Source organism: Thermanaerothrix sp. (assembly GCF_056331585.1).
In genome coordinates this window covers 1-22,318 of sequence record NZ_JBWGPQ010000016.1, presented here as the reverse complement: position 1 = coordinate 22,318, position 22,318 = coordinate 1, and the positions used below count along the sequence as shown (strand labels likewise).

Annotated in this window: 19 protein-coding genes and 1 tRNA gene; 16 read left to right on the top strand and 4 right to left on the bottom strand. The window is 50.7% G+C overall.

Annotated features, from left to right (window positions below; all coding sequences use genetic code 11):
* Window positions 1-19 precede the first annotated feature (19 nt).
* Window positions 20-1,879 carry an ATP-dependent zinc metalloprotease FtsH gene (gene ftsH / locus AC01YT_RS07375; RefSeq protein ID WP_315623303.1) on the top strand — a complete coding sequence of 620 codons (1,860 nt, stop codon included), beginning with the start codon at window positions 20-22 and terminating at the stop codon, window positions 1,877-1,879.
* A 52-nt stretch (window positions 1,880-1,931) separates the two neighbouring features.
* On the opposite strand, the gene AC01YT_RS07370 is transcribed toward ftsH, so the two are convergent.
* Window positions 1,932-2,366, bottom strand: a complete 435-nt coding sequence (locus AC01YT_RS07370) for a hypothetical protein (RefSeq protein ID WP_476674120.1) — start codon at window positions 2,364-2,366, stop codon at window positions 1,932-1,934.
* 172 nt (window positions 2,367-2,538) lie between these two features.
* Here AC01YT_RS07370 and AC01YT_RS07365 point away from each other — a divergent pair.
* The 7 genes from AC01YT_RS07365 (at window position 2,539) to prfB (ending at window position 8,809) form a co-directional block, all read left to right on the top strand.
* Window positions 2,539-2,620, top strand: a tRNA-Leu gene (locus tag AC01YT_RS07365).
* 37 nt (window positions 2,621-2,657) lie between these two features.
* Window positions 2,658-4,160 carry a trigger factor gene (gene tig, locus AC01YT_RS07360; protein ID WP_476674118.1) on the top strand — a complete coding sequence of 501 codons (1,503 nt, stop codon included), beginning with the start codon at window positions 2,658-2,660 and terminating at the stop codon, window positions 4,158-4,160.
* A 25-nt stretch (window positions 4,161-4,185) separates the two neighbouring features.
* A complete protein-coding gene (locus AC01YT_RS07355) occupies window positions 4,186-4,791 on the top strand; it encodes an ATP-dependent Clp protease proteolytic subunit (RefSeq protein WP_299028337.1) in 606 nt (201 codons plus the stop codon).
* Between the two features lie 97 nt (window positions 4,792-4,888).
* A complete protein-coding gene (locus AC01YT_RS07350) occupies window positions 4,889-5,686 on the top strand; it encodes an HAD-IIA family hydrolase (protein ID WP_476674116.1) in 798 nt (265 codons plus the stop codon).
* A complete protein-coding gene (gene rlmN / locus AC01YT_RS07345) occupies window positions 5,683-6,750 on the top strand; it encodes a dual-specificity RNA methyltransferase RlmN (RefSeq protein WP_476674114.1) in 1,068 nt (355 codons plus the stop codon). The genes AC01YT_RS07350 and rlmN overlap by 4 nt, the downstream gene beginning before the upstream one ends.
* 21 nt (window positions 6,751-6,771) lie before the next feature.
* The gene (ftsY, locus tag AC01YT_RS07340; RefSeq protein ID WP_476674112.1) at window positions 6,772-7,683 is read left to right on the top strand and encodes a signal recognition particle-docking protein FtsY; all 912 of its coding nucleotides are present in this window, start codon (window positions 6,772-6,774) and stop codon (window positions 7,681-7,683) included.
* Window positions 7,684-7,698: 15 nt separating this feature from the next.
* Window positions 7,699-8,809, top strand: a protein-coding gene (prfB, locus tag AC01YT_RS07335; RefSeq protein WP_476674110.1) for a peptide chain release factor 2 whose coding sequence is annotated in 2 segments (ribosomal slippage) — window positions 7,699-7,764 and window positions 7,766-8,809 — 1,110 coding nt in all. Because the reading frame shifts where the segments join, the coding sequence is not laid out codon by codon here.
* 36 nt (window positions 8,810-8,845) lie between these two features.
* Here the strand turns inward: prfB and pfkA are convergent.
* Complete coding sequence (pfkA, locus tag AC01YT_RS07330; protein WP_315623268.1) at window positions 8,846-9,814, bottom strand: 6-phosphofructokinase; 969 nt, start codon at window positions 9,812-9,814, stop codon at window positions 8,846-8,848.
* A 248-nt stretch (window positions 9,815-10,062) separates the two neighbouring features.
* On the opposite strand from pfkA, the gene AC01YT_RS07325 reads away from it, so the two are divergent.
* From AC01YT_RS07325 to AC01YT_RS07305, 5 genes are all read left to right on the top strand, one after another.
* The gene (locus tag AC01YT_RS07325) at window positions 10,063-12,258 is read left to right on the top strand and encodes a RelA/SpoT family protein (RefSeq protein ID WP_476674108.1); all 2,196 of its coding nucleotides are present in this window, start codon (window positions 10,063-10,065) and stop codon (window positions 12,256-12,258) included.
* Between the two features lie 30 nt (window positions 12,259-12,288).
* Window positions 12,289-13,539 (top strand): molybdopterin molybdotransferase MoeA, encoded by a 1,251-nt coding sequence (locus AC01YT_RS07320; protein WP_476674106.1) that lies wholly within the window; start codon window positions 12,289-12,291, stop codon window positions 13,537-13,539.
* Between the two features lie 10 nt (window positions 13,540-13,549).
* Window positions 13,550-13,969 carry a vitamin K epoxide reductase family protein gene (locus tag AC01YT_RS07315; RefSeq protein ID WP_476674104.1) on the top strand — a complete coding sequence of 140 codons (420 nt, stop codon included), beginning with the start codon at window positions 13,550-13,552 and terminating at the stop codon, window positions 13,967-13,969.
* A 30-nt stretch (window positions 13,970-13,999) separates the two neighbouring features.
* Window positions 14,000-14,233 carry a hypothetical protein gene (locus tag AC01YT_RS07310; RefSeq protein WP_315623260.1) on the top strand — a complete coding sequence of 78 codons (234 nt, stop codon included), beginning with the start codon at window positions 14,000-14,002 and terminating at the stop codon, window positions 14,231-14,233.
* A gap of 91 nt (window positions 14,234-14,324) precedes the next feature.
* Window positions 14,325-15,593 carry an MFS transporter gene (locus tag AC01YT_RS07305; protein ID WP_476674102.1) on the top strand — a complete coding sequence of 423 codons (1,269 nt, stop codon included), beginning with the start codon at window positions 14,325-14,327 and terminating at the stop codon, window positions 15,591-15,593.
* Here AC01YT_RS07305 and AC01YT_RS07300 read toward each other — a convergent pair.
* Both AC01YT_RS07300 and AC01YT_RS07295 read right to left on the bottom strand, forming a co-directional pair.
* Complete coding sequence (locus AC01YT_RS07300) at window positions 15,585-16,802, bottom strand: hypothetical protein (RefSeq protein WP_476674100.1); 1,218 nt, start codon at window positions 16,800-16,802, stop codon at window positions 15,585-15,587. The two genes, AC01YT_RS07305 and AC01YT_RS07300, sit on opposite strands and share 9 nt — an antisense overlap.
* 333 nt (window positions 16,803-17,135) lie before the next feature.
* Entirely contained in the window at window positions 17,136-17,879 is a 744-nt protein-coding gene (locus AC01YT_RS07295) for a LysM peptidoglycan-binding domain-containing protein (protein WP_476674098.1), read from the bottom strand.
* Window positions 17,880-18,076: 197 nt separating this feature from the next.
* Between AC01YT_RS07295 and AC01YT_RS07290 the strand changes: the two genes are divergently transcribed.
* From AC01YT_RS07290 to AC01YT_RS07280, 3 genes are all read left to right on the top strand, one after another.
* Complete coding sequence (locus AC01YT_RS07290; RefSeq protein WP_476674096.1) at window positions 18,077-18,412, top strand: STAS domain-containing protein; 336 nt, start codon at window positions 18,077-18,079, stop codon at window positions 18,410-18,412.
* Window positions 18,405-18,839, top strand: a complete 435-nt coding sequence (locus tag AC01YT_RS07285; RefSeq protein ID WP_476674094.1) for an ATP-binding protein — start codon at window positions 18,405-18,407, stop codon at window positions 18,837-18,839. The genes AC01YT_RS07290 and AC01YT_RS07285 overlap by 8 nt, the downstream gene beginning before the upstream one ends.
* Window positions 18,840-18,857: 18 nt before the next feature.
* A partial coding sequence (locus AC01YT_RS07280; protein WP_476674092.1) for a GAF domain-containing protein occupies window positions 18,858-22,318 on the top strand: 3,461 nt, incomplete at its 3' end.

Here is a 22,318-nt window from a genome sequence, read left to right as displayed (position 1 = left end):
AAAACTGACGGAGGTCAGTGTGAATTCACGCAACCAATCTTACATCATCTACCTGCTGCTGTTCGTGGCCATCATCGTCATGGTGGTCTACAATTTCAGCCAGCGGGGAAGTACGTCTGAGGTTTCAATCAATCAACTGGCTGAGGATATCAAACAAGGGCGCGTCAGTAAAATCGAAGAGAATGAAAATCGTCTGCGCGTTGTATACAAGGACCTGACGGAGGCAATCTCTACGAAGGAAGCTGATGCCACCCTGGTTGAGCAATTGCTCAATTTGGGTGTAACCCAAGAGCAACTTCATCCGAACAACATTAGCATTATTATCAAACCCCCAAGCCCCTGGTTAGGTGTAATTACTGCCTTGGGGTACATATTGCCTTTCCTCATTCTCATCGGGGCGTTCTTCTTTATCTTTCGCCAAGCCCAAGGCACTAACAACGCAGCCATGTCATTTGGAAAATCGCGGGCGCGAATGTTCACCGGGGACCATCCGACGGTAACTTTTGCCGATGTAGCTGGCGTAGACGAAGCCAAAGAAGAACTCAGAGAAGTCGTGGAATTCCTGCGCGAGCCACAAAAGTTTATCGCTCTGGGTGCACGTATCCCCAAGGGTGTGCTTTTAGTTGGTCCCCCAGGCACGGGAAAAACGTTGCTGGCAAAAGCCGTTTCAGGAGAAGCCGGTGTACCTTTCTTCTCAATTTCTGGTTCTGAGTTCGTGGAAATGTTCGTGGGTGTGGGCGCGAGCCGGGTACGCGACCTCTTCGACCAGGCCAAGCGACACTCACCCTGCATTGTTTTCGTAGACGAAATAGACGCGGTTGGACGTCAGCGTGGCGCCGGATTGGGCGGTAGTCATGATGAACGCGAGCAAACTTTGAACCAATTGCTGGTCGAAATGGATGGCTTTGACACCGACACAAACATTATTATCATGGCCGCCACGAACCGTCCGGATATCCTAGATCCCGCTCTGCTACGCCCGGGGCGTTTTGATCGCCGGGTTGTCCTGGATCGCCCCGATGTCCGAGGACGCGAAGCAATATTACGCGTCCATGTTAAAGGGAAACCCTTAGATAGTGATGTGGATCTTTCAATATTAGCACGTGCCACCCCTGGTTTTGTCGGTGCTGATCTTGAAAATCTCGTTAACGAAGCTGCCATCCTCGCCGCGCGTCGCAATCGCAAAAGCATTTCCATGGCCGAGTTTGAGGAAGCCATTGAACGCGTTATCGCCGGGCCAGAGCGCAAGAGCCGCCTGATTAGCCAGGAAGAAAAACGCATTATTGCCTATCATGAAGCCGGGCACGCTGTGGTGATGAACGCCCTACCCGAGGCCGACCCGGTGCAAAAGGTCTCGATTATTGCGCGCGGTATGGCTGCTGGTTATACCCTCTCGTTACCCCAGGAGGATCGCACCCTCATGCCGCGCAAGAAACTCATTGCTGAGATGGTAGGGCTTCTGGGAGGACGTGCTGCTGAGGAATTAGTCTTTGATGACATCACATCAGGTGCCGGCAACGATCTGGAACGCGTTACCCAACTGGCACGAACTATGGTTACTCGCTTAGGCATGAGCGAAGAACTCGGGCCAATGGTTTACGGCCAGAAAGAAGAATTGATCTTCCTTGGGCGTGAAATTGCTGAACAACGAGATTACTCTGAAGCCGTGGCCGAACAGATTGACCGCGAAGTTCGTCGCCTTGTCAATGAAGCCTATCAAAAGGCACGCCAGTTGCTGATTCAATATCGCGACAAACTGGATGCTGTGGCTCAGCGCTTGTTAGAGGTTGAAACACTCTCCCGAGAAGAATTTGAAGCCATCTTCCCACCACCGGTGCCGAAGCATAGCGGTATTCCTAGCATGGTTTCCAATAACTAAGCTGAAGTCCCCAGACATTGAAAGAGCGCCCTGAAAGGCGCTCTTTTTCTTCTCATTCCCTTTCCTTTGCAAGTGACTTCAATTTTAGTTTTTCCCAGGCACCACTCCAGGGAGTTCCCAAACGATGTCGCGCGGGAACTTCAACATGAGACACTTTTCCTGCAATATCTCCGACCAATTGAGCAACCAAGTCCCAATCTTCCTCGGCGATAGCCCTCCTTAAGTGTTGGCTTACTGTTTGAGTCCATTCCCAATCGAGTCTAAAGCGATCCGCCTTTAACCAGTAGCCCCGTTTTTCCCACGCTTTTACGGTATCATCGATATTTTGGGCAATATCTTCTAGCGCAAGTACGAGAAAGGCAACCAGATCGCGCGTTTGGGCATCGATCACCCCTCTGCGCATCAATTCACGCACGGCTAACGCCAATGCTCTCATCAATGTCTGGCGTTGCTTACCTACGCCTTCGGTTTGGATAACGCGGCTCAAAGGTCCTCCTATGCGGATATAGGATTTAATTGCCCAAATTATAGCCTATATTGGCTGGCATCATTAAACAAACGACTGTAATCAAACCGCCCCATGCTTTTTTGTCCAGAAGCACCCTTCATCCCGCGGTCATTGACGTCAGGGATAGTTCTGCTTATAATTCCGCCTGCTAGGGGAAGTGCTGGAATTGGCAGACAGGCGTGACTTAGGATCACGTGCCGCAAGGCGTGCGGGTTCGAGTCCCGCCTTCCCCACTAATGCGAAAAACTCTTGAGTGAAAGGATAACTTAGGTGGTGACCATCATCGAAAAAACACTGCGTGAAGATCATCAGGCTTACATCGTAGCCGAATTCGAGCCCGAGGTTTGGGAAAACTATAAACAAAAAGCCACAAAAAAATTAGGTGAAAGGGTTCGCATCCCCGGATTTCGACCGGGTAAAGCCCCACTAGAGATGGTGCGCAGGGTAGTCGGCAACGAGGCTGTTGAAGAACTTGCTATTGAATTGCTTGTTGACGAAGAGTATGGCAACGTCCTCATTGCAGCCGAAGTATCACCCGGCGCACCAGGTCGCCTGGAAGACATTATAAGTCGCGATCCCTTACGCTTGGCTTTCACTGTCCCTCTAGAGCCAGTGGTTGAACTGGGTGATTATCACAGCATTCGAATCGAATCTGAGACCCTAGCAGTTTCTGAGGAAGAGGTAGAAGACTACATCGAAAACGTATTATTGGCTAATTCGATAGCCGAACCAGTAGAACGGCCAGTTCAAGAAGGTGATGTGGTTTACGTCAAGTATCGGTGGGCGATCCTCGAAAGTGACGACCAATCGGATGAATTCTCGGCTCCCGAGTCTGCCGAGTATATTGTGGGCCGAAAGACCGAAACAGAACGTCCTTTCCCTGGTTTTTCCAAACACCTCATTGGCTTGACCGCCGATCAGGAAGTCACTATTGTTCACGAATACCCTGCTGATTGGGAAGATGAAACCCTGCGGGGAAAGAAGGTGGCTTACAAAATCACCGTGCAAAGTGTGAAAGAATTGCACATCCCCGAGCTTACAGATGATTTTGTAAAGTCCACCTTCACTGATCTTAACTCAGTGGATGAATTTCGAGCCCGCGTCCGCACCGTGCTCGAGTCCAATCAACGCGCACGGGCAGATGCCGACCTGGCTGAGAAAATGCTGGAGCGCATTCACGAACAAGCCACCTTCAAGTACCCCCCTCAACTCATTGACGAAGAGATTCAGCGCCAGCTCGCCCGATGGGAAAGCGAATTGCAAAAATACGGCCTTAACCTCGATTCCTACCTCCGAATCACAAACAAAGACGCCCAAACGTTCGTCAACGAAACCGTACGCCCCGAAGCGATTAAAGCCTTAGAGCGCCGGCTGTTAATTGACAAACTTATCGCCCAAGAAAATATTCAACTCTCGCAAGAATCCTACCAACGAGCGCTCCAAAGCCTGGCTGGAGAACTCTCCCAACTTCCCAAACGAGAGCAAAAGCGGCTGGATAATCGCCGCATCTCAGCAGAACTGGAGCGTCGTCTTACCAATGAGTTGGTTGGAGAACTGATTGAGCGCCTCAAAGCGATTGCAAATGGACAACTCGACCAAATCTCAGCTCAAGCCGAAAACGAAGGCCTCCCAAGCGCTGAAACTGGTTCTGAGAAGGTTGAGCTACCCACTCCTGAATCATCGCCAGAGAGAGAAGATACTACAGAGGCTGTCCAAGTTGAGCCAAATACAGTAAAATCTAATGCAGAGATGTCCGAAGCATCTGAAACCTAGAAGATCAGGAAAGTGAAGGGATTTTATGAGTTTGAATAACTTTGACTTAATCATTCCAATGGTCATCGAATCCTCGGCGCGGGGTGAGCGTGCCTATGATATCTATTCGCTCCTGCTCAAAGAGCGGATTATCTTTGTTGGTACCCCTATTGATGACCAGGTCGCCAATCTGATCGTTGCCCAATTGCTTTATCTGAGTCGAGAAGATCCCGAAAAGGGCATCCAGATGTATATCAATTCGCCCGGTGGGCAGATCTACGCTGGCTTGGCCATCTACGATACCATGAAGATGATTCCCAACAAAATCAGCACGGTGGCGGTCGGAGTTACTGCATCTTTTGGCACCGTGCTCCTTGCAGCGGGTACCAAGGGTCAGCGGTACGCCCTGCCTCACGCCACGATTCACATGCATCAACCGTTAGGTGGTGCGCAAGGGCAGGCATCGGATATCGAAATCCAGGCGCGAGAGATCCTTCGCCTCAAATCTCAACTTAACCAGATTCTGGCAGAGTGCACCGGACAGCCGCTAGAAGTTATCGAGCGGGATACCGAGCGCGATTTCTACCTGGATGCTTATCAGGCTGTCGAATACGGCATTGTAGATCAGGTGCTGACACCTCCGGAAAAGTAAGGCATCACAGACTTGCTCTGCCGTTATCTTTACACCTATGTAGCCCACTGCGAGCCGGATAGCCCTTGCTGTCCGGCTTGCGCTATCGGAGAGAACAATGGTCCAAAACCTCACACCCCCGGTACGCGCTTTGATCCTCGACATGGATGGTGTCCTCTGGCGAGGCGATCAACCCATTGGGAACCTGCCGACCATTTTCGAGGCCATCCAAACACAAGGCTTGCGCGTGGCCTTAGCCACCAATAACGCTACCCGTACGGCTGAGCAATACGCCCAAAAGCTCCTAAAACTTGGGGTCACATTTGATCCTCAATTTATCATTACGTCTGCCGATGCCACAGCGCATTACTTACATCAGCAATTCCCACATGGCGGCCCGGTTTACATAATCGGCGAAGAAGGACTTCGAAAAGCACTCGCTGAATATGGCTTTTATCCGGTTGAAGATGGGCAAGTCCTCGCTGTGGTCGCTGGCCTGGATCGCCAACTCACCTATGAAAAACTGCGCAAAGCTACCCTTCTCATTCGCCAAGGAACTCCTTTTATTGGCACCAATCCTGATCGCACCTATCCAAGTCCGGAAGGATTAGTGCCTGGTGCAGGCACCGTATTGGCCGCCCTAGAGGCTGCCAGTGATGTGCGACCCACTATTATCGGCAAACCCTTTCCTTTTTTGTTCCGAGTAGCTCTGGAACGTTTGAATGGCGATTCCCATGAAACTCTGGTTGTTGGGGACCGATTAGATACCGATATTTTGGGGGCTCAACAGGCAGGTCTGCGAGCGGCTTTAGTGTTAAGTGGGGTTACCACAGCCGAGGAAGCCAGTCGCTGGTCACCCCCACCTGTTCTTATCGCACCCACCCTTGCCCATCTTTTAGGTATAAAAGCAGAATGATAGCCAAAGATCTAAACCCTCCAAGCCGGTTTATTCTCGACCTCTCGTTCTCAGAATTGGACCTTGTCCTTCGAGAATGGGGTGAACCTCCCTACCGTGCCGAGCAAATCTGGCGCGGCATTTATCAACAGCTTTGGACCTTGCCAGATCAATTCACCACCTTACCCAAAAATCTGCGCCAGAAGTTGGGTGAAGCGTTTACATTCAGTTACCTTAATCCGGTAACCTCATTGCGCTCTAGCGATGGCAATACCACCAAGACCCTGTTTCGACTACCTGATGGATTGGCTATTGAAGCCGTTCTTATGCGGTATGAACGCCGCAATACGCTCTGCATTTCCACCCAAGTGGGCTGTGCGATGGGCTGTGTTTTCTGTGCTACCGGACAAATGGGCTTTAAGCGCCATCTTTCACCCGGGGAAATTGTGGAACAAGTTCTGTATTATGCCCACCTACTGCGCCAGGAAAACGAAGAGGTCACTAATATTGTTGTCATGGGCATGGGAGAGCCTTTTCACAATTACGATGCTACGATGAAAGCGATAGATATTCTTAACCATCCCTTGGGCATGAACCTTGGCGCCAGACGTTTCACCATTTCCACAGTTGGCTTAGTTCCGGCCATTCGGCGTTTTGCCGCTGAAAAACGGCAAGTCAACCTTGCCATCAGCCTGCATGCCACCCGAGATGAATTACGAAATAGCCTGCTCCCCATCAACCGGAAATATCCCCTTCAAGATCTCTTAGCAGCCTGCCGTGATTATGTGGCACAAACGGGACGGCGCATTACCTTTGAGTGGGCACTTATTCAGGGCGTAAACGATTCGATAGAAACGGCGCGAGAATTGGCAACACTGCTCAAAGGGTTACTTTGCCATGTCAATGTCATTCTCCTGAATCCAACCCACCGCTACTCTGGAACAGGAAGCACTCGCGAGCGTGCTAATGCGTTTAAGGCAGAATTGGAACGCCATGGTATTCCCTGCACCATCCGTATCCGCCGCGGCATAGATATCCAAGCCGGATGCGGGCAATTGGCCACATTACACAATTCGAACTCATAGGAGTGATATAATCTACGCGCTATGATTGACCTGATCAATAAATGGAAACAAGGACTTGAACGCACACGCAAAGCCACCTTTGGTCGTCTGGCAGCCCTCTTGGGTGTCAGCGAAATTGACGATAGCACCTGGGATGATCTTGAGGCACTTCTTCTTCAATCTGATCTAGGAGTAGAAACAACCCAAGAAATTTTGCAGTCTTTACGTCAGCGCGTGCAGCGGGAAGGATTAACCAAGGCGGGCGAACTCAAACAAGCCTTGCGCGAGGAATTGCTTAAACGTTTAGATACTCCTCCTACCCTGGACCTTGACTCGCATCAACCCGCAGTTATCCTTATTGTAGGGGTTAATGGTTCTGGCAAGACCACTACCATTGCTAAATTGGCTCAATGGTTCAAAAACCAAAACAAGAAAGTTCTTTTGGTTGCGGCTGATACATTTCGTGCTGCCGCTGTAGATCAGTTACAAGTTTGGGCAGAACGCCTCAATCTCCCGATTGTGGCTGGCCAACTCAATGCCGATCCGGGTGCCGTCACGTTTGATGGTATTCAGGCCGCCCTGGCACGAAAAACGGATGTCGTCTTGATAGATACAGCCGGACGTCTGCACACCCGATATAATCTTATGGAGGAACTCAAAAAGGTCCACCGTGTGGCGGGCAAGGCTCTCCCCGGAGCGCCGCATGCAGTATGGTTAGTTTTAGATGCCACCACCGGGCAAAATGCTCTTCAGCAAGCGCGCGCTTTCAAAGAGGCGGTTAATGTGAACGGGATTATTCTGGCTAAACTTGATTCCTCCGCGCGTGGGGGAATGACTTTTGCCATCCAAAGCGTTCTGGGTATTCCCATCCTTTTTGTCGGGCTAGGAGAAACCCCAAGCGATTTGGAAATTTTTGACCCGGAAGCCTTTGTCCAAGGAATTTTAGAAGGTTAGTTTAGGGAGGGTTTTATGCAGGATTTGATTGAACGTCTCGAGAACATAAAACGACATATCCACGATTTACAGGTGCATCTTTGACCTGGATAAAAAACGTGCCGACCTCGAAGCCCTGCAAAAAATAAGCGAAGACCCCACGCTTTGGGACGACCCAAGCCATGCACAACGCGTCATGAAACGCCTGGCGGAGGTTAAAGAAGAACTCGAGTCCTGGGATCGTCTAACCTCGCGGGTTCAAGACCTTTTAGACTTGGCACAACTTGAGGACGAATCCCTCCGCACCGAAATTGAGCAAGAGGTCGAAGACATTGAGCATGACCTCGAACAGCGCGAACTGGATATTTTACTCTCGGGTCCTTACGATCGTGGCAATGCCATTTTAGCCATTCATGCTGGTGCTGGCGGCGTGGATGCCCAAGATTGGGCTGCCATGCTGCAACGTATGTATCTGCGATGGGCAGAACGTCATGGCTACGAAGTTGAGATCCTGGACTATTCCGAAGGAGAAGAAGCCGGCATTAAAAGCGTCACCATGGTTATCGCCGGACGTAATGCCTATGGCTACTTAAAAGCCGAAAAAGGAGTTCACCGTCTGGTAAGACTCTCCCCATTTGATGCCGCTCACCGCCGCCACACCTCATTTGCTTTGGTTGAAGTCCTCCCGGAGATCGCCTCAGACAGTGAGGAAATCGTCATTAACCCCAACGACCTACGTATCGATATTTTCCGTTCGTCCAGTGCTGGCGGACAGAATGTACAGAAAAACGCCACAGCCGTCCGAATTACTCACCTGCCAACCGGCATTGTGGTATCGTGTCAGAATGAACGTTCCCAATTACAAAACCGCGAGAATGCAATGCGCGTCTTGCGCGCTCGTTTAGCGGCGCTAAAACAAGAGGAGCAAGAGCGTAAATTGGCGGAACTGAGAGGCGAATACAAAAAAGCCGAATGGGGTAATCAAATTCGTTCCTACGTCTTACATCCGTATCAAATGGTTAAGGATCATCGCACGGATTATGAAGTGGGTAACACGCAAGCCGTCTTGGATGGTGACCTTGATGGCTTTATTGAAGCCTACTTACGCCAAAGCGCGCGGTCGCGCTACGTTTCTACCACGCAGTGAATCAAACCGGGCGCCAAGAAACGGCGCCCGGCTTTTTTAATCCAACACCTTGGCTAGTTCAAACAAGCGCAGGTCAATCGGCTTTTTATTATTGACCACCTCTTCGAGAGGCGTTGTTGTCACTTCGCCGCGAATTAATCCTACCAATACTCCCGTCTCACCCCGTTCAATGGCTTCGGTGGCTGCAGCCCCCAAGCGGCTGGCGAGAATGCGATCATAGGCGCTGGGATTGCCTCCACGTTGCACATGGCCAAGAATGGTAACCCGCAAGTCAAAACCCAAGCGCTCATGATGTTGCTTGAAGTATTCGGCCAAACCTTCCGCGTTGTAACGCGCACCTTCGGCCACCACAACCAACGCATGCGCTTTACCACGTTCATAAGCGCGAATCAGACGCTGAGCAATTTCCTCTGGATCCACTTCCACCTCGGGTATCACCACCGCTTCAGCGCCTCCTGCAATAGCCGACATCAGCGCCAGATAGCCACAGTCTCTTCCCATCACTTCAACCAGAAACGCCCGCTGATGCGAAGATGCAGTTGTCTTTAATCGGTCAATGGCTTCCAGAGCAATGTTGAGCGCGGTATCCACTCCAATGGTAATATCTGAACCATAGAGATCATTATCAATGGTCGAGGCTACACCTACCACCGGAAATCCCAAACTGTGCAGCGCATACGATCCAGTTTGAGAGCCGTTACCGCCAATGACAACCAGCGCTTCAATGCCATGTTGATTAAGCGTCCGAATCGCTTTAAGTTGTCCCGCTTTGGTCTTAAATTCCAGCGACCGCGCACTGCCAAGGATGGTGCCCCCGCGTTGGATAATTCCACCCACATCTCGCGCAGTTAGCGGGATCACCTTACCGTCAATAAGCCCTTGGTAACCCAACTGTACCCCATAGACTTCCCAACCGCGGTATATGCCGGTCCGCACTACTGCTCGGATCGCCGCATTCATCCCCGGCGCATCCCCCCCACTTGTCAGTACCGCAATCCGTTTCATAAGTCCCTCCGAAAAAAATCGCATAACGGCGTAGATTTTAACACACAAAAATCTCGAATCAGTCTAAAGATAACGCTCAGGTCTGAACAAATTATATGTCTTACGGATGACTCTCTTGCTTTTGATCTTGTATGGAGTATACTATCACGCAGATCAAAAATCGGATCGGTACGAAAATTTAGATCTTACTTTTAGAACAGGCAATTAAAGGTATGATCGGTAGAACAATGGGTGCGGAAGAATTAGATATGAAAATTGAGTCCCTGATGGAACGTCTGCCACAGAGTTACACGTTAGTGGAACGTGAGCTCATAATGCGGGCCTATCGCTTTGCCGAAGAAGCCCATCGCGGCCAAAAGCGTGCCTCAGGGGAACCCTATATCACACACTGTGTAGAAGTTGCCGCCATCTTGGCCGAATTACAGGTACCGCCGGTCATGATTATAGCCGGACTGCTCCATGATACGGTTGAAGATACCCCTGTCACACGTGAAGATCTCCGGCGAGAATTCGGCGATGAAGTCGCTCACCTGGTAGATGGTGTAACCAAACTCTCTAATCTACCTCGCATCTCACCTGATGAGAAACCCACCCGTGACGGTGAAACCACGGCGAATATCAGCACTTACCCCCGCCCTAAGAAGAGCGATTTGACGAATGAGACACTGCGCAAAGTTTTTCTGGCAATGGGGGACGATATTCGCATTGTGCTGATAAAACTGGCAGATCGTCTGCATAACATGCGCACCCTGGGCTACTTACCAGAAGAGGAACGCCGCCGCATTGCGCAACAGACGCTGGATATCTTTGCTCCGCTAGCCAACCGCCTGGGGATTTGGCAGATCAAATGGGAACTGGAGGATCTGGCGTTTCGCTATGTCAATCCAGAAAAATATCGCGAGATCGCTGAAAAGCTGGCCGAGCGGCGCGAAGATCGCGAGCGCGAGATCCAGCAGATAATCGTTCGCCTGAAAAAGGTACTTGAGGAAAACGGAATTAAAGCCGAAGTCACCGGGCGTCCCAAACACATTTATTCGATTTACCGCAAGATGGTAGATCGTGGCAAAACCTTTGACATGGTGCGCGACTTGCGCGGGGTACGCTTGCTGGTAGAAGATAAAGCCACTTGTTACGCCGCCCTGGGCGTTATCCATGGGCACTGGCGCCCCATTCCCCAAGAGTTTGATGACTACATCGCCGCCCCCAAGGATAACTTCTATCAATCTCTCCACACCGCGGTCATCTATGATGATGGCAAACCGCTCGAGGTCCAGATTCGCACCTACGAAATGCATCAGAACGCGGAGTATGGTATTGCCGCCCACTGGCGCTATAAAGAACGCAGTCCCCGCGATGAACTTTACGAGCAGCGTATTAACTGGCTACGCAAGACTCTGAGCGAGTGGCGCCAGGAAGTCATGGATGCCCAGGAATTTGTGGATGGACTTAAGAGCGACATTTTCCAGGATCGGGTATACGTGTTCACGCCGCGGGGCGATATTGTGGATTTGCCGGCGGGTTCCACACCGATTGACTTTGCTTACTACATTCACACCGAAATCGGCCACCGCTGCCGTGGAGCAAAGGTCAACGGGAAGTTAGTCTCTTTGGATTACACCCTAAAAACCGGTGATCAAGTCGAAATCCTTACCGCAAAACAGGGTGGCCCCAGCCGTGACTGGTTGAACCCCGCTCTGGGGTTAGTCAAAACCCAGCGCGCTATCTCAAAAATCCGTGCCTGGTTCAAACACCAAGATCGTGAGCAGAACATCCACCAGGGGCGGGCAATGCTGGAGAAAGAACTCACGCGCTTGGGCATCAAAGACGTGGACATTGAAAAGTTAGCCCAATCGTTTGACTTCCGCAATGCAGATGATCTCTATGTAGCCATCGGGTGCGGCGATATTCCCCTGGGACGAGTGATTAACCGCATTAGCGATATTGCCCCTAAAAAAGATCCTCTGCTGGTTCAGGTACCCAGCCATGAGCCCAAACCTTCCGATGGCGGAGCCGAAATCTCGGTCTTGGGCGTAAAGGGCCTACTGATCAACTTTGCTCGCTGTTGCAAGCCCTTGCCCGGCGATGAAATCATGGGTTATATTACCCGCGGGCGGGGTGTTACAGTGCATCGCCGTGATTGTCCGAACTTCCTACGTATACAGGAACGAGAACGAATCGTTAAGGTGACTTGGGGCGAAACGCAACGTACCTACCCGGTGACGATTGAAATTAAGGCCTATGATCGGCAGGGGCTACTCAGCGACATTTCCAAGATTTTTGGCGACGAGAAGGCCAATGTCTTGAACCTAAGCACCCGCGTCACCCACAATCTTGCATCTATTCGCGCCATCATTGAAATTCGAGACATTGTTCATCTCAGTCGTGTTCTCAATCGTATTGAGAATCTTCCGAATATCATGGAAGCGCGCCGCCTGATCGAATAATATACCTATCCAATTCTGGAGGATTAAGGCGTGAGCACCTTATTATCGGTAGATGAGGTTCGTCATCACATCCTATCACAACTCAGTCCTCTCCCTGTCGAAACCGTATCCTTGGAACAAGCCTTTCGGCGAGTACTGGCAACGCCCATTCTTGCACCCTCTGACCTTCCTCCCTTTACTAACAGTAGTGTAGATGGTTTCGCCGTTCGAGCCTCTGATGTCAAAGGGGCTTCTCAAGTACATCCGATTGAATTGAAGGTGTTCGCTGATATCCCTGCTGGGTTCTTGCCCCACTTTACACTTCCACCGGGGCATGCCGCCCGTATCATGACGGGTGCCCCTTTGCCAAATGGCGCCGACGCCGTGGTACCAATAGAGAACACCAATCTGTCATTCCATGACCAAGCCACTCAGCCCCCCTATTCCGTGCAAGTCTTTACCCCGGTGAAACCCGGTGATAACGTTCGTCCTCGCGGGCAGGACATTGTTCGTGGTCGCCCTGTCTTTGAACCTGGGCATCGCTTACGTCCCCAGGATATCGGTCTGCTGGCAGCATTGGGAATCTCCCACATTGAGGTCTATCGTCAGCCACGGCTTGGCATTTTTTCAACCGGTGACGAACTCATTCCCCTTGGCACTGAACCTATCCCGGGAAAAATTTACGACTCCAATCGCCTGATGTTAAAAATGCTGATAGAGCAAGCAGGGGGTGAGGCCATAGACTTGGGCATCGTCACCGATACACTAGACAACGTCCGTTCAACCCTGGATACCGCACGTCGCAACAATGTTGATCTCGTTCTTACCTCAGGCGGGGTCAGCGTTGGGGTATTTGATGTCGTGCGTCACCTAATCGAGCAGGAAGGCGAACGCCATCTCTGGCGAGTGAACATGCGCCCCGGGAAACCCATTCTGTTTGGGCGATATCATGAGATGCCTGTCCTTTCTCTGCCCGGCAATCCGGTATCTGCCTTCGTTGGGTTTTGGGTGTTTGTTCGCCCTGCTATACATCGCTTAGCAGGGCTTCCATCTGTTCCACCCCTTCGTCTCAAAGCGATTCTCGAACATCCGATTGAATCCGACGGGCGCGAGAGTTATCTGCGAGCGATTGTAAGTTATACGAATGGGCAGCGTCTGGCTCGCCTCGTTGGACACCAGGGATCTGGGAACTTGTTCGGGTTGAGCCAAGCAAATGCTTTACTTATCGTCCCGGCGGGTGTAAAATCTTTGCCCACGGGTCACGAGGTAGATATCTGGCCTTTAGATGATTCTTTGATATAGAGGGGCAACCTTGAAGCGTTCAGGCCTTTTTATCCTTGTTCTCGCCCTTATCGGATTAATAGACTCACTTTACCTCACCTGGATCAAGATTAGCCATACTGAGGCCTTATGCCTGCCGGGAATCGGGAACTGTGACATCGTCAATAACAGTCGCTACTCCGAGATCATGGGCATCCCTGTCGCCGCGCTAGGTGTTGCTGCTTACTTGACCATTTTATTGGTACTTGGGATTGGATGGCGGTATCCTTCGGGGAAGGAACTTGCCAATCTGGCGTTATTCGGTTTAACTTTAGCCGGAACAGGTTATTCAGGTTACTTGACTTACCTGGAATTTGCGATTATAAAAGCGATTTGCCCGTTCTGCCTGCTTTCGGCAATCGTTATGGGGTTATTATTCATCATCGCAACAACCCGACTGTTCAAGGCATAAGGGGCAACACTATAGAGGAGGAAAAAATACATGCCCAAGATTCGCTGCCATTACATTGATTGCGCATTCCTGGATGATGGATACTGCAGCGCGGCACTCATTGAACTTGATCCGGACTCGGGATGCATGACCTACTCTCCCACTACCGAAACTCCGGTAGAGGAAGAATGGGAAGAGGAAGAACTCGAGGAAGAATGGGAAGACCTGGAAGATTTAGAAGAAGAGGAAGAAGAGTGGCTGGATGATGAAGAGGAAGAGTACTAAACCACACCCGACACCTTCCAAGTAAAATACCTCTCCCCTCCCAAGCCCCGGGACCCATGCCGGGGTTTTTGGTGTATAAGTGTAGTCCTCTATGGATAACGAGATCTGCAAGCACTTTCGCTTCAATTTTTGGGTCAATCTGCTCGATGGGGGCTTTTTTGGCTTTGCCTTCGGCTTTGCTTCCCTCTCCACAGTACTACCCCTTTACATTGCTACAATGAGTGACTCGGCGCTCCTGGTTGGCTTAGTACCTGCAATTCACACCGTAGGATGGCAGTTACCCCAACTCTTTACGGCTCAGAAAATACGGGCTCTAAACCGCTTTAAGCCCTGGGTACTCTTCATGACCGTGCATGAGAGGATACCCTTTCTCTTCTTGAGCCTAATTGCCTGGTTTAGCCCGCTATTGGGGAAGAGCACCGCCCTTTGGCTTTCCTTCCTAGCCCTCACCTGGCAAGGTTTAGGGGGAGGCTTCACCGCCAATGCCTGGCAAAACATGATTGGGAAAATTATCCCACCTGAATATCGGGCTACGTTCTTCGGCCTGCAGTCGGCTGCTGCCAACCTCTTGGGAAGCGCTGGCGCTGCCATTGCCGGTTTAATCCTGGAACGCTTGGTGTTTCCAGGGAACTTCGCTTTGTGCTTTCTTTTGGCTTCGATAATGATGGGACTTTCATTTTTCTTCATCAGCCTAACGCGCGAACCCCCTCACACCGTCGAAGCCCCTGTACAGGACTCCAAGGCCTTTTGGTCTGAGGTACGTACTATCCTTAGGCAGGATAAGTCCTTTACCTGGTTTCTGGTGGGACGAATCATCTTTCAGTTTTCGATGATGGCGTTCGCCTTTTATATCGTTTATGCCGTCCAGGAACGTGGTCTCGGAAAATTTGAAGCCGGTATCATGACCAGTGTTTTGTTTGTCACCCAGGTCATTGCCAATCCCCTTTTGGGGTGGTTGGCAGACCGATGGAAGCGTCAGCCGGTTCTGGAACTTGGTGCCCTCGCGGTTGTTCTAAGCGCCCTTTTGGCCTGGCTGGCGCCATCTTTAACCTGGTTCTATTTCGTAATAATCCTAACCGGTATTGCTAATACCGTTTTCTGGGCCATTGGTTTAGCCATTACGCTGGAATTTGGACCGGAGGATCAACGTCCCACGTATGTTGGACTCGCCAACACCCTGATTGCCCCAGCGGCAGCACTATCACCACTTGTAGGGGGATGGTTAGCCGATCAATTCGGCTATTTGGCCACCTTTGCCGCATCTGCCTTCTTGGGTCTCGGGGCTCTGATCGTGCTCCACTTCTTTGTCCGCTCCCCAGAACGCGAACATCAAGCCTCTGTATCTGCCTCCTCAGGGTAGCCAAGCAGGAAATGCAGCCTCTTTGGCGATGACTCTAACTTGGTCGTCATCCCGCCACCACACGACAATTTGGGGCTGGGCATCTGAAGAGGTTAGATCAATCTGTTGATAAACCAGGGCACGCCCTGCAGGTTCCCATTGATATGCGGCAGCGTTGATCATCGCCTCAGCCATGATCGGCACCCCCTCTGCTGTCGTATCGAGTGATTCAACGGGGAATAACCATAGTTGCTTGTTCACCGGGCCGTTGGGGATGCGCATCCCAACCACAAGCCACTGTCCATCCGGTGATTCGGCAGGAATGCTGACATCCCAGATTTGAGGCACATTAGCAAATAGGCGGCGTGTAGACCGCTTTTCCAAATCGGCCACATAAGCCTCGTGATATGGAATTAATCCAGTATTATTTTCAACAGTAAAAAACAAGCGTTGGCTATCCCAAGACCACCGTGGCTGTTGGCTTACGTTCGTGGGGATGAGCGCATTTTCCCGTCCTTCTCGCCCAACAATCCGAATACCTTGCAGTTGTTCATCATAAACGGCCAGATAATTTCCATCGGGAGACCACGTGGGTTGGGTAGGCACAACATTGGGAGCATCCAGCACTTGAATTAAACGATGATCATTAAAATCGTAACTCCACAACACTGAGCGTTTTTCGCCCCCGGCTAGAGTCATGCGTATAAATGTCACCCATCTTCCATCTGGGGACCAAACAGGATAACGGCAACTATCCCGCCCACAAGATGAGAGAATGCGCTGATCTTGTCCTCCACGCATGACAACGCCAATATCCGTCCCACCCTGAGCATTGCGCATACTGAACGCAATGTATTTACCGCCGGGGGAAACGGCAAATTCTAACACTTGTCCCCCCGTATACGTCAATTGTTTAACATCGCGCCCATCAAGGGTAGCGCTATAAACTTCAGGGGACTCGTTGGGAGCCCCCAAATAAAGTAAGCGCGGTGCGCGAACATTTATGGTGAAATGGACTTCCGGAATTGGCGACCCTCCTTGGTCTTTCCTCCAACCCGCTTGTAGCCTCAGGGTATACTCCTGATCGGGCTGCAATCCGGTCTGTGGCCAAAACCATAACTGCCGTCCATGCCACTCAAAACGCCCTTTAACCGAAGGCTCAAGGTACCAGGCCGCCTCCACTTTGGATCTCTCTACGGATCCGGGGAACTCCAAAATAATGGGACCCATTTCCCCAATACTTCCCTCATCAGGCAAGCGAAGAGAAGGGAGAAAATCCGCACTAGCCCCGTATAGCCTGAAACCGATCCATCCTCCTATAAGAATGATCAAAGTCATCCAAAACCAGTGTCTTTGCTTCAACATTGTAGCGTGTAACTCTATCTCAAGACCTAAACAATGTTGTGGGGCAAATAACCCATTTCCATCAGGCTAGCCCCAACGTGATTTACCCAAAAGGCTTCCTCTATGCCATTACTGGCACCTTATTCAATTGAGGGCGTGTTAAGCGCCTATAACAACAATTACATAAGACAATCTACCCACACCAACACTCCCATTACTTTAAGGCAAAGGCGTAGCAGAAGGCGTCACAGTCGAGGTGGGAGATGTGGTACTCGCCGGAGTGTTGGTAGGAGCGCGGGTTGGCGTCGGCGTAACAATATTTACAGGGATGATTAACTTCTGTCCCACAAATATCTTATTTTTATCCTCGAGTTTATTTTCCCGCATAATCGCGTCCACGGTGCTGTTAAAGCGGGCTGCAATGAGGTCCAGTGTATCATTGGCTATCACATAATACTCAATCCGTGTTCCTCGGGGCAAATTGGTTGGCAATGGCGTGGCCGTGGGTAACGTTTGACCAGGAATCGGGATCAGGATTTTATCCCCTACCCGAATTGGGCACTGATCGAGGGGGAAGTTGTTAATCGCCAAAAGTACCAACAAATCAACATTGTACTTAATGGCTAAATCGTAGCAGGTATCCCCTTCCTGGACCGTGTACTCAAAAGGTGCATTGGGAGTTGGGGTTTCGGTAGATAATGAGGTTTCAGTAACTGTGGGGGTGTTGGAGGGTGTAGGTGTGGGTTGGGTCGGACTTGGTGTTGCCGTTGCAGTCGCCGACGGGGTCGGCGAAGCGAACAGCGCCAATAGACTACCGCGGTTGGGACCCGTCAGCGAGACAACGAGAACGATCACCCCAACAACGATCAGAAGGATTGCCAGTCCCCAAATGATAAACGGCATCATCTGTTGACGACGGCGATAAGCCTCGATGACGTTTTGGGGAGATTGTTTTCCAGCCATGATTTTTTCCTTTTCCTTGTGCTAGGTTATGGATGAAACACCCGCGTTCGAGAGATAGTAAAACCCATTTTGTCAACTGAATTGATTCTACCAAAAAACCTAAGGCCCACATCTCCTCAATCAAAACCAGGTCTTTGGATTGCCCATGTTATAATCTCCGTAAGAAATTTACCCAGACAAAATTTGGAGGCCTCGCGATGGAAATCGAGCACATTACTTACAAACGTTGCGATCTCGTCAAGGTTAAAGGTCGCTTAGATAGTGCCAGCGCACCCGAATTCGACGAGAAACTCAAACAAATAACCAATTCGGGGCGTTATCGTATCGTTATTGACATGGGAGACCTCCAATTTATCTCCAGTGCCGGGCTTCGTGCCCTGATCAGCGCCCAAAAGGTTTGCCGTCGTTATAATCGGGGTGAAGTTGTATTGACCAACGTACCAGAAAACATCAAGGCCGCGCTCGATCTAGCCGGCTTTACCACGCTATTCAAAATCTACCCCGACGTAGTGTCGGCCGTAGCCAATGTTTAAGTCTCATGCCGATGCGCTAATGCCTAAATTCACTTTTCCAGGGCGGTATGAAAGCCTCGCCCAAATCGCCTCTCTGATTCGCCAAGCAACTCAAGAATTGGGGTTAAGTTCTTTGGACTCTTATACGGTCGAAATGGCCGTTGATGAAGCCTGTACGAATATCATCGAGCACGCCTATGGTGGTGAAGGACGGGGTGAAATTGAATTGGAGTATCGAATTGAAGCCGATGCCCTTATCATAACGTTGCGGGATCATGGCAAGCCCTTCAATCCCCAAAAAATTCGCCCTCCCAATAAGAAGGCTCCATTGAAACGTCGCCGCAACCATGGTTTAGGACTTTACTTCATCTACCAATGGATGGATGACGTGCGCTTTGAATTCGGTGAGGGCACCAATACCCTTATCATGGTTAAGCGAAAGAAATAGAAGTCCTTGGGGCATCCTATGACCAAGCCCGAGAGAGTATTAACCTTCGAAGAGGTCATTCGCCTCGGGGAAAATCTTTTGGGGCTTCCTAACACCCTTGCCCAAATTGAAACCATTGGCCAGTATCTTCAAGATAAAATTGGAGGACGATGTTCTTTTTGGTTTGCCCAACCACAGTATCCCCTGCCTGGGGAACCTGAAATTCCACTTCTGAGTGATCCGAGCACACCTCCTTTAATCCAACACTGTGCTCAATTACGGCTTCCAATACCCGCCTCAGACTTTGAGACGACCACACCATCCTCCGAGCCCCACGCCATTGCGCTTCCACTGAGCCTACGAGGTACCCTTTTGGGGGTTCTGTCTGTAATCCGTGAACATCCCTTCCAGCAAAACGAAATCCGATTCCTGGAATTTCTCTCTGCACACCTTGCACTGGTCTTTCAGGCCTTCCGCCAAGAGCGCATTAAGATCTGGCGCACCGAGCAACTAACCCTGGTGCGAGCGATTACTGCACAGATCACACGCTTTACCGATGTAACGTCCTTATGCCAGCAAATCGCCCACCAGATTCAAGAAACGTTCGATTTTTACTATGTAGGCCTCTTTGAGATGGATGAGGTTCAAGCAGCGTTGCGTTTCTGTGCGAGCGCCGGCAAAGATACCCCAAAATATCATCAAGACTACGACACCATATACCTCGGCCAAGGCATTGTGGGAACCGTGGCTCAAACCGGCCAGGAAATTGTGGCCCGAAATGTCCAATTGGAACCCCGCTATCGTTTTAGCCCGGCTCTACCTCAAACACTCTCCGAAGCGGCTTTCCCCATTAAGCATGGTAACCGCCTACTCGGTGTTTTAGATCTACAAAGTGAGCGTCCTAATGCATTTCACGAATATGACTTGGTATTATTCCGATCCCTTGCCGACACTATTGCCATTGCGTTCGAAAGCATCAAACTTTACCAAACCCTAGCCCATCGTGCCGACCGCATTTCCGCCCTGCTTGAAATCAGCCATGCACTCACATCTATCCTGGATCTGGACCGTCTTTTAGGGGAAGTCGTTGAGGCAATTCAGCGCTGGTTCGGTTACCCATATGTCCATTTATTTAGCGTCCACCAAGGGCGACGAAAGATTTTTTATGAAGCTGGTAGCGGAGCACGCAGTAAGGCTTTTGAAGAGCACCAGGTAAGCTATGATCTGGATGACCCAACTGGTATCATTCCCTGGGTAGCCCGTGAGGGGAAACTTTACCTGGCAAACGATGTTGAGTCAGATCCCTTGTTCCGTCCCTCACCGCTCCCCCCCGAAACAACACAATCTGAACTGGCCATTCCCCTGGCTTATGGGGGCGAAGTACTTGGAGTATTAGACCTCCAATCCGATCATCGCAACGCTTTTGACCCTGAGGATCTCCCATACCTCGAGGCACTGGGCGCCAGCATAGCGATCGCCATGCGTAACGCCATGTTATACCGCACCGAATCATGGCGGCGCCAGGTTGCTGACTCCTTCCGTGATATCGCGGGGTTGATTTCCGAGAACATCAATTTAGACGAATTGCTCGAGCGCATTCTGGCTGAATTAGAACGTAACCTACCCTGTGAGGCAGCAGCCATTTGGCTATTAGAAGAACCTTACCGGCCAGAAGCCCTAAATCCACCCGCCATCCGATTGGCTGCGGTTCATGGTATTCCATCTCAACAACTTGAACGGATCACCGCTCAAGAAGAGATGCAGAATTGGCTAAGAAGCGCCTTGTCCCAAACCGAGCCAAAAATTCGCCGCCCACTTGATCCCCACGATCCCTTAGGGTTGGCCTTAAAGTTCCCCTCCGATTATTCCGCTATACTTGCCCCGTTAAGAGCAGGAGGCCAACCTCTGGGACTACTCCTTCTTGGTCATCATACAGCGGGTCGCTATGGGAGCGAGGCGCTTCTTATCGCCGCCACATTGGCAAGTTATGCCGCGGTGGCTATACAAAACAATCGCCTTTTCACCTCGGCTCAAGAACAGGCCTGGATCTCCACCATCCTGCTTCAGGTGGCCGAAACCAGCCAGGCCCTACGTTCGGCGGAGGAGTTGGCTGAGACCCTAACGCGCTTGATTCCGCTGTTAGTTGGTGTTAAACAGTGTGCTATTTTTTTGTGGGATGAAGCACGCCGCGCCTTTTTCTTGATCGCAGAGCATGGCCTTTCTTCCTCATCATCATATTTCCAAGTTCCATTTGACAGCCGGGTTCCGGCTGTGGCGCGCTTACTTGAAACTCAAAGCCCGATTTTTATCCAGGATCCAGCCAAAGAATTGGCCTTTTTAGGCATTGACCTGGAAACCGGCCAAGGAACTTATTTGGTGTTGCCCCTTCTCAGTCGGGAAGAGATCCTCGGTGCTCTGCTCATCGGATACTACCCCGAGCGTATCTCTAATGACTACCGCATAGATCCCCAATTATTTGCCATTCTTCAGGGCATTGCTCAACAAGCCGCTATGGCGCTAGAAAACATTCGCCTCCTCGAAGCCCGTCAGGAGGAAGCCTACGTTACTGCTGCCCTTTTACAGGTGGCCCAGGCTATTGTAAGTCAGTCCAACCTGGAAGACATCTTGGATACCACGGTTCACCTTATCCCCATCCTGGTTGGAACCGAGGCGTGTGCTATCTATCTGTGGGACGCAGAGCGCAAGGAATATCACCTTGTTAAGGCCTTTGATCAAAATCATCATCATTTGAGCGAAGTAGAAGGCACACGGTATGTCCAAGGAGAAGCCCCGCTATTGGATTTTCTCCTCCAGTATGACACATTGGTGGTCTGCCCGCTTCACCACAACGATTTACCCATCGCTGACTGGGCAAGGCATCCCCTTGTGGCCAATGAAGAAACGGAAACCAACGCTTCTTTTAGGCTACTAGGCATTCCCCTTTCCATGAAGGGGGAACGGTATGGGGCAATCCTTGTCCGGGATGCCCTCCACCCAACGAGATCCCAAGAGCGCCGTTTGGAGATTATCGCTGGCATAGCCCAACAAGTGGCCCTGGCCATTCAAAATGAGCATCTGAATCGCGAAATGCTAAAGCGGGAACGCTTAGAACGCGAAGTTCAAGTTGCCCGTCAGATTCAGAAAACGTTTCTTCCGACCCGACTTCCAACCCACCCCGAGTGGGATATCCATGTTTATTGGGAAACAGCCCGTCAGGTTGGTGGAGATTTTTACGATATTATTCGCCTCCCCCAGCACCGTTGGGGATTAGTCATTGGCGATGTGTCCGATAAAGGGGTGCCAGCAGCATTGTATATGACGGTCGCACGAACTCTTATTCGCGCCTTTGCTCTTTCGGGTCAACCATCACCAGCAAGAGTTCTGCAGAGAGTCAATCGTTCCTTGTTCTTTGATTCGCCTGACGGCCTATATGTTACCGCAATATATGCTATCCTCCACCTTGAAGATGGCAGAGTTGAGTTTGCAAACGCAGGACATAA

Excerpts from the sequence above, each read along its gene's own strand:
- AC01YT_RS07355 (WP_299028337.1), top strand. The coding sequence starts at position 4,186 with ATGAGTTTGAATAACTTTGACTTAATCATTCCAATGGTCATCGAATCC.
- AC01YT_RS07350 (WP_476674116.1), top strand. The coding sequence starts at position 4,889 with ATGGTCCAAAACCTCACACCCCCGGTACGCGCTTTGATCCTCGACATG.
- rlmN (WP_476674114.1), top strand. The coding sequence starts at position 5,683 with ATGATAGCCAAAGATCTAAACCCTCCAAGCCGGTTTATTCTCGACCTC.
- ftsY (WP_476674112.1), top strand. The coding sequence starts at position 6,772 with ATGATTGACCTGATCAATAAATGGAAACAAGGACTTGAACGCACACGC.
- pfkA (WP_315623268.1), bottom strand. The coding sequence starts at position 9,814 with ATGAAACGGATTGCGGTACTGACAAGTGGGGGGGATGCGCCGGGGATG.
- AC01YT_RS07325 (WP_476674108.1), top strand. The coding sequence starts at position 10,063 with ATGAAAATTGAGTCCCTGATGGAACGTCTGCCACAGAGTTACACGTTA.
- AC01YT_RS07310 (WP_315623260.1), top strand. The coding sequence starts at position 14,000 with ATGCCCAAGATTCGCTGCCATTACATTGATTGCGCATTCCTGGATGAT.
- AC01YT_RS07305 (WP_476674102.1), top strand. The coding sequence starts at position 14,325 with ATGGATAACGAGATCTGCAAGCACTTTCGCTTCAATTTTTGGGTCAAT.
- AC01YT_RS07300 (WP_476674100.1), bottom strand. The coding sequence starts at position 16,802 with ATGGGTCCCATTATTTTGGAGTTCCCCGGATCCGTAGAGAGATCCAAA.
- AC01YT_RS07295 (WP_476674098.1), bottom strand. The coding sequence starts at position 17,879 with ATGGCTGGAAAACAATCTCCCCAAAACGTCATCGAGGCTTATCGCCGT.
- AC01YT_RS07290 (WP_476674096.1), top strand. The coding sequence starts at position 18,077 with ATGGAAATCGAGCACATTACTTACAAACGTTGCGATCTCGTCAAGGTT.
- AC01YT_RS07285 (WP_476674094.1), top strand. The coding sequence starts at position 18,405 with ATGTTTAAGTCTCATGCCGATGCGCTAATGCCTAAATTCACTTTTCCA.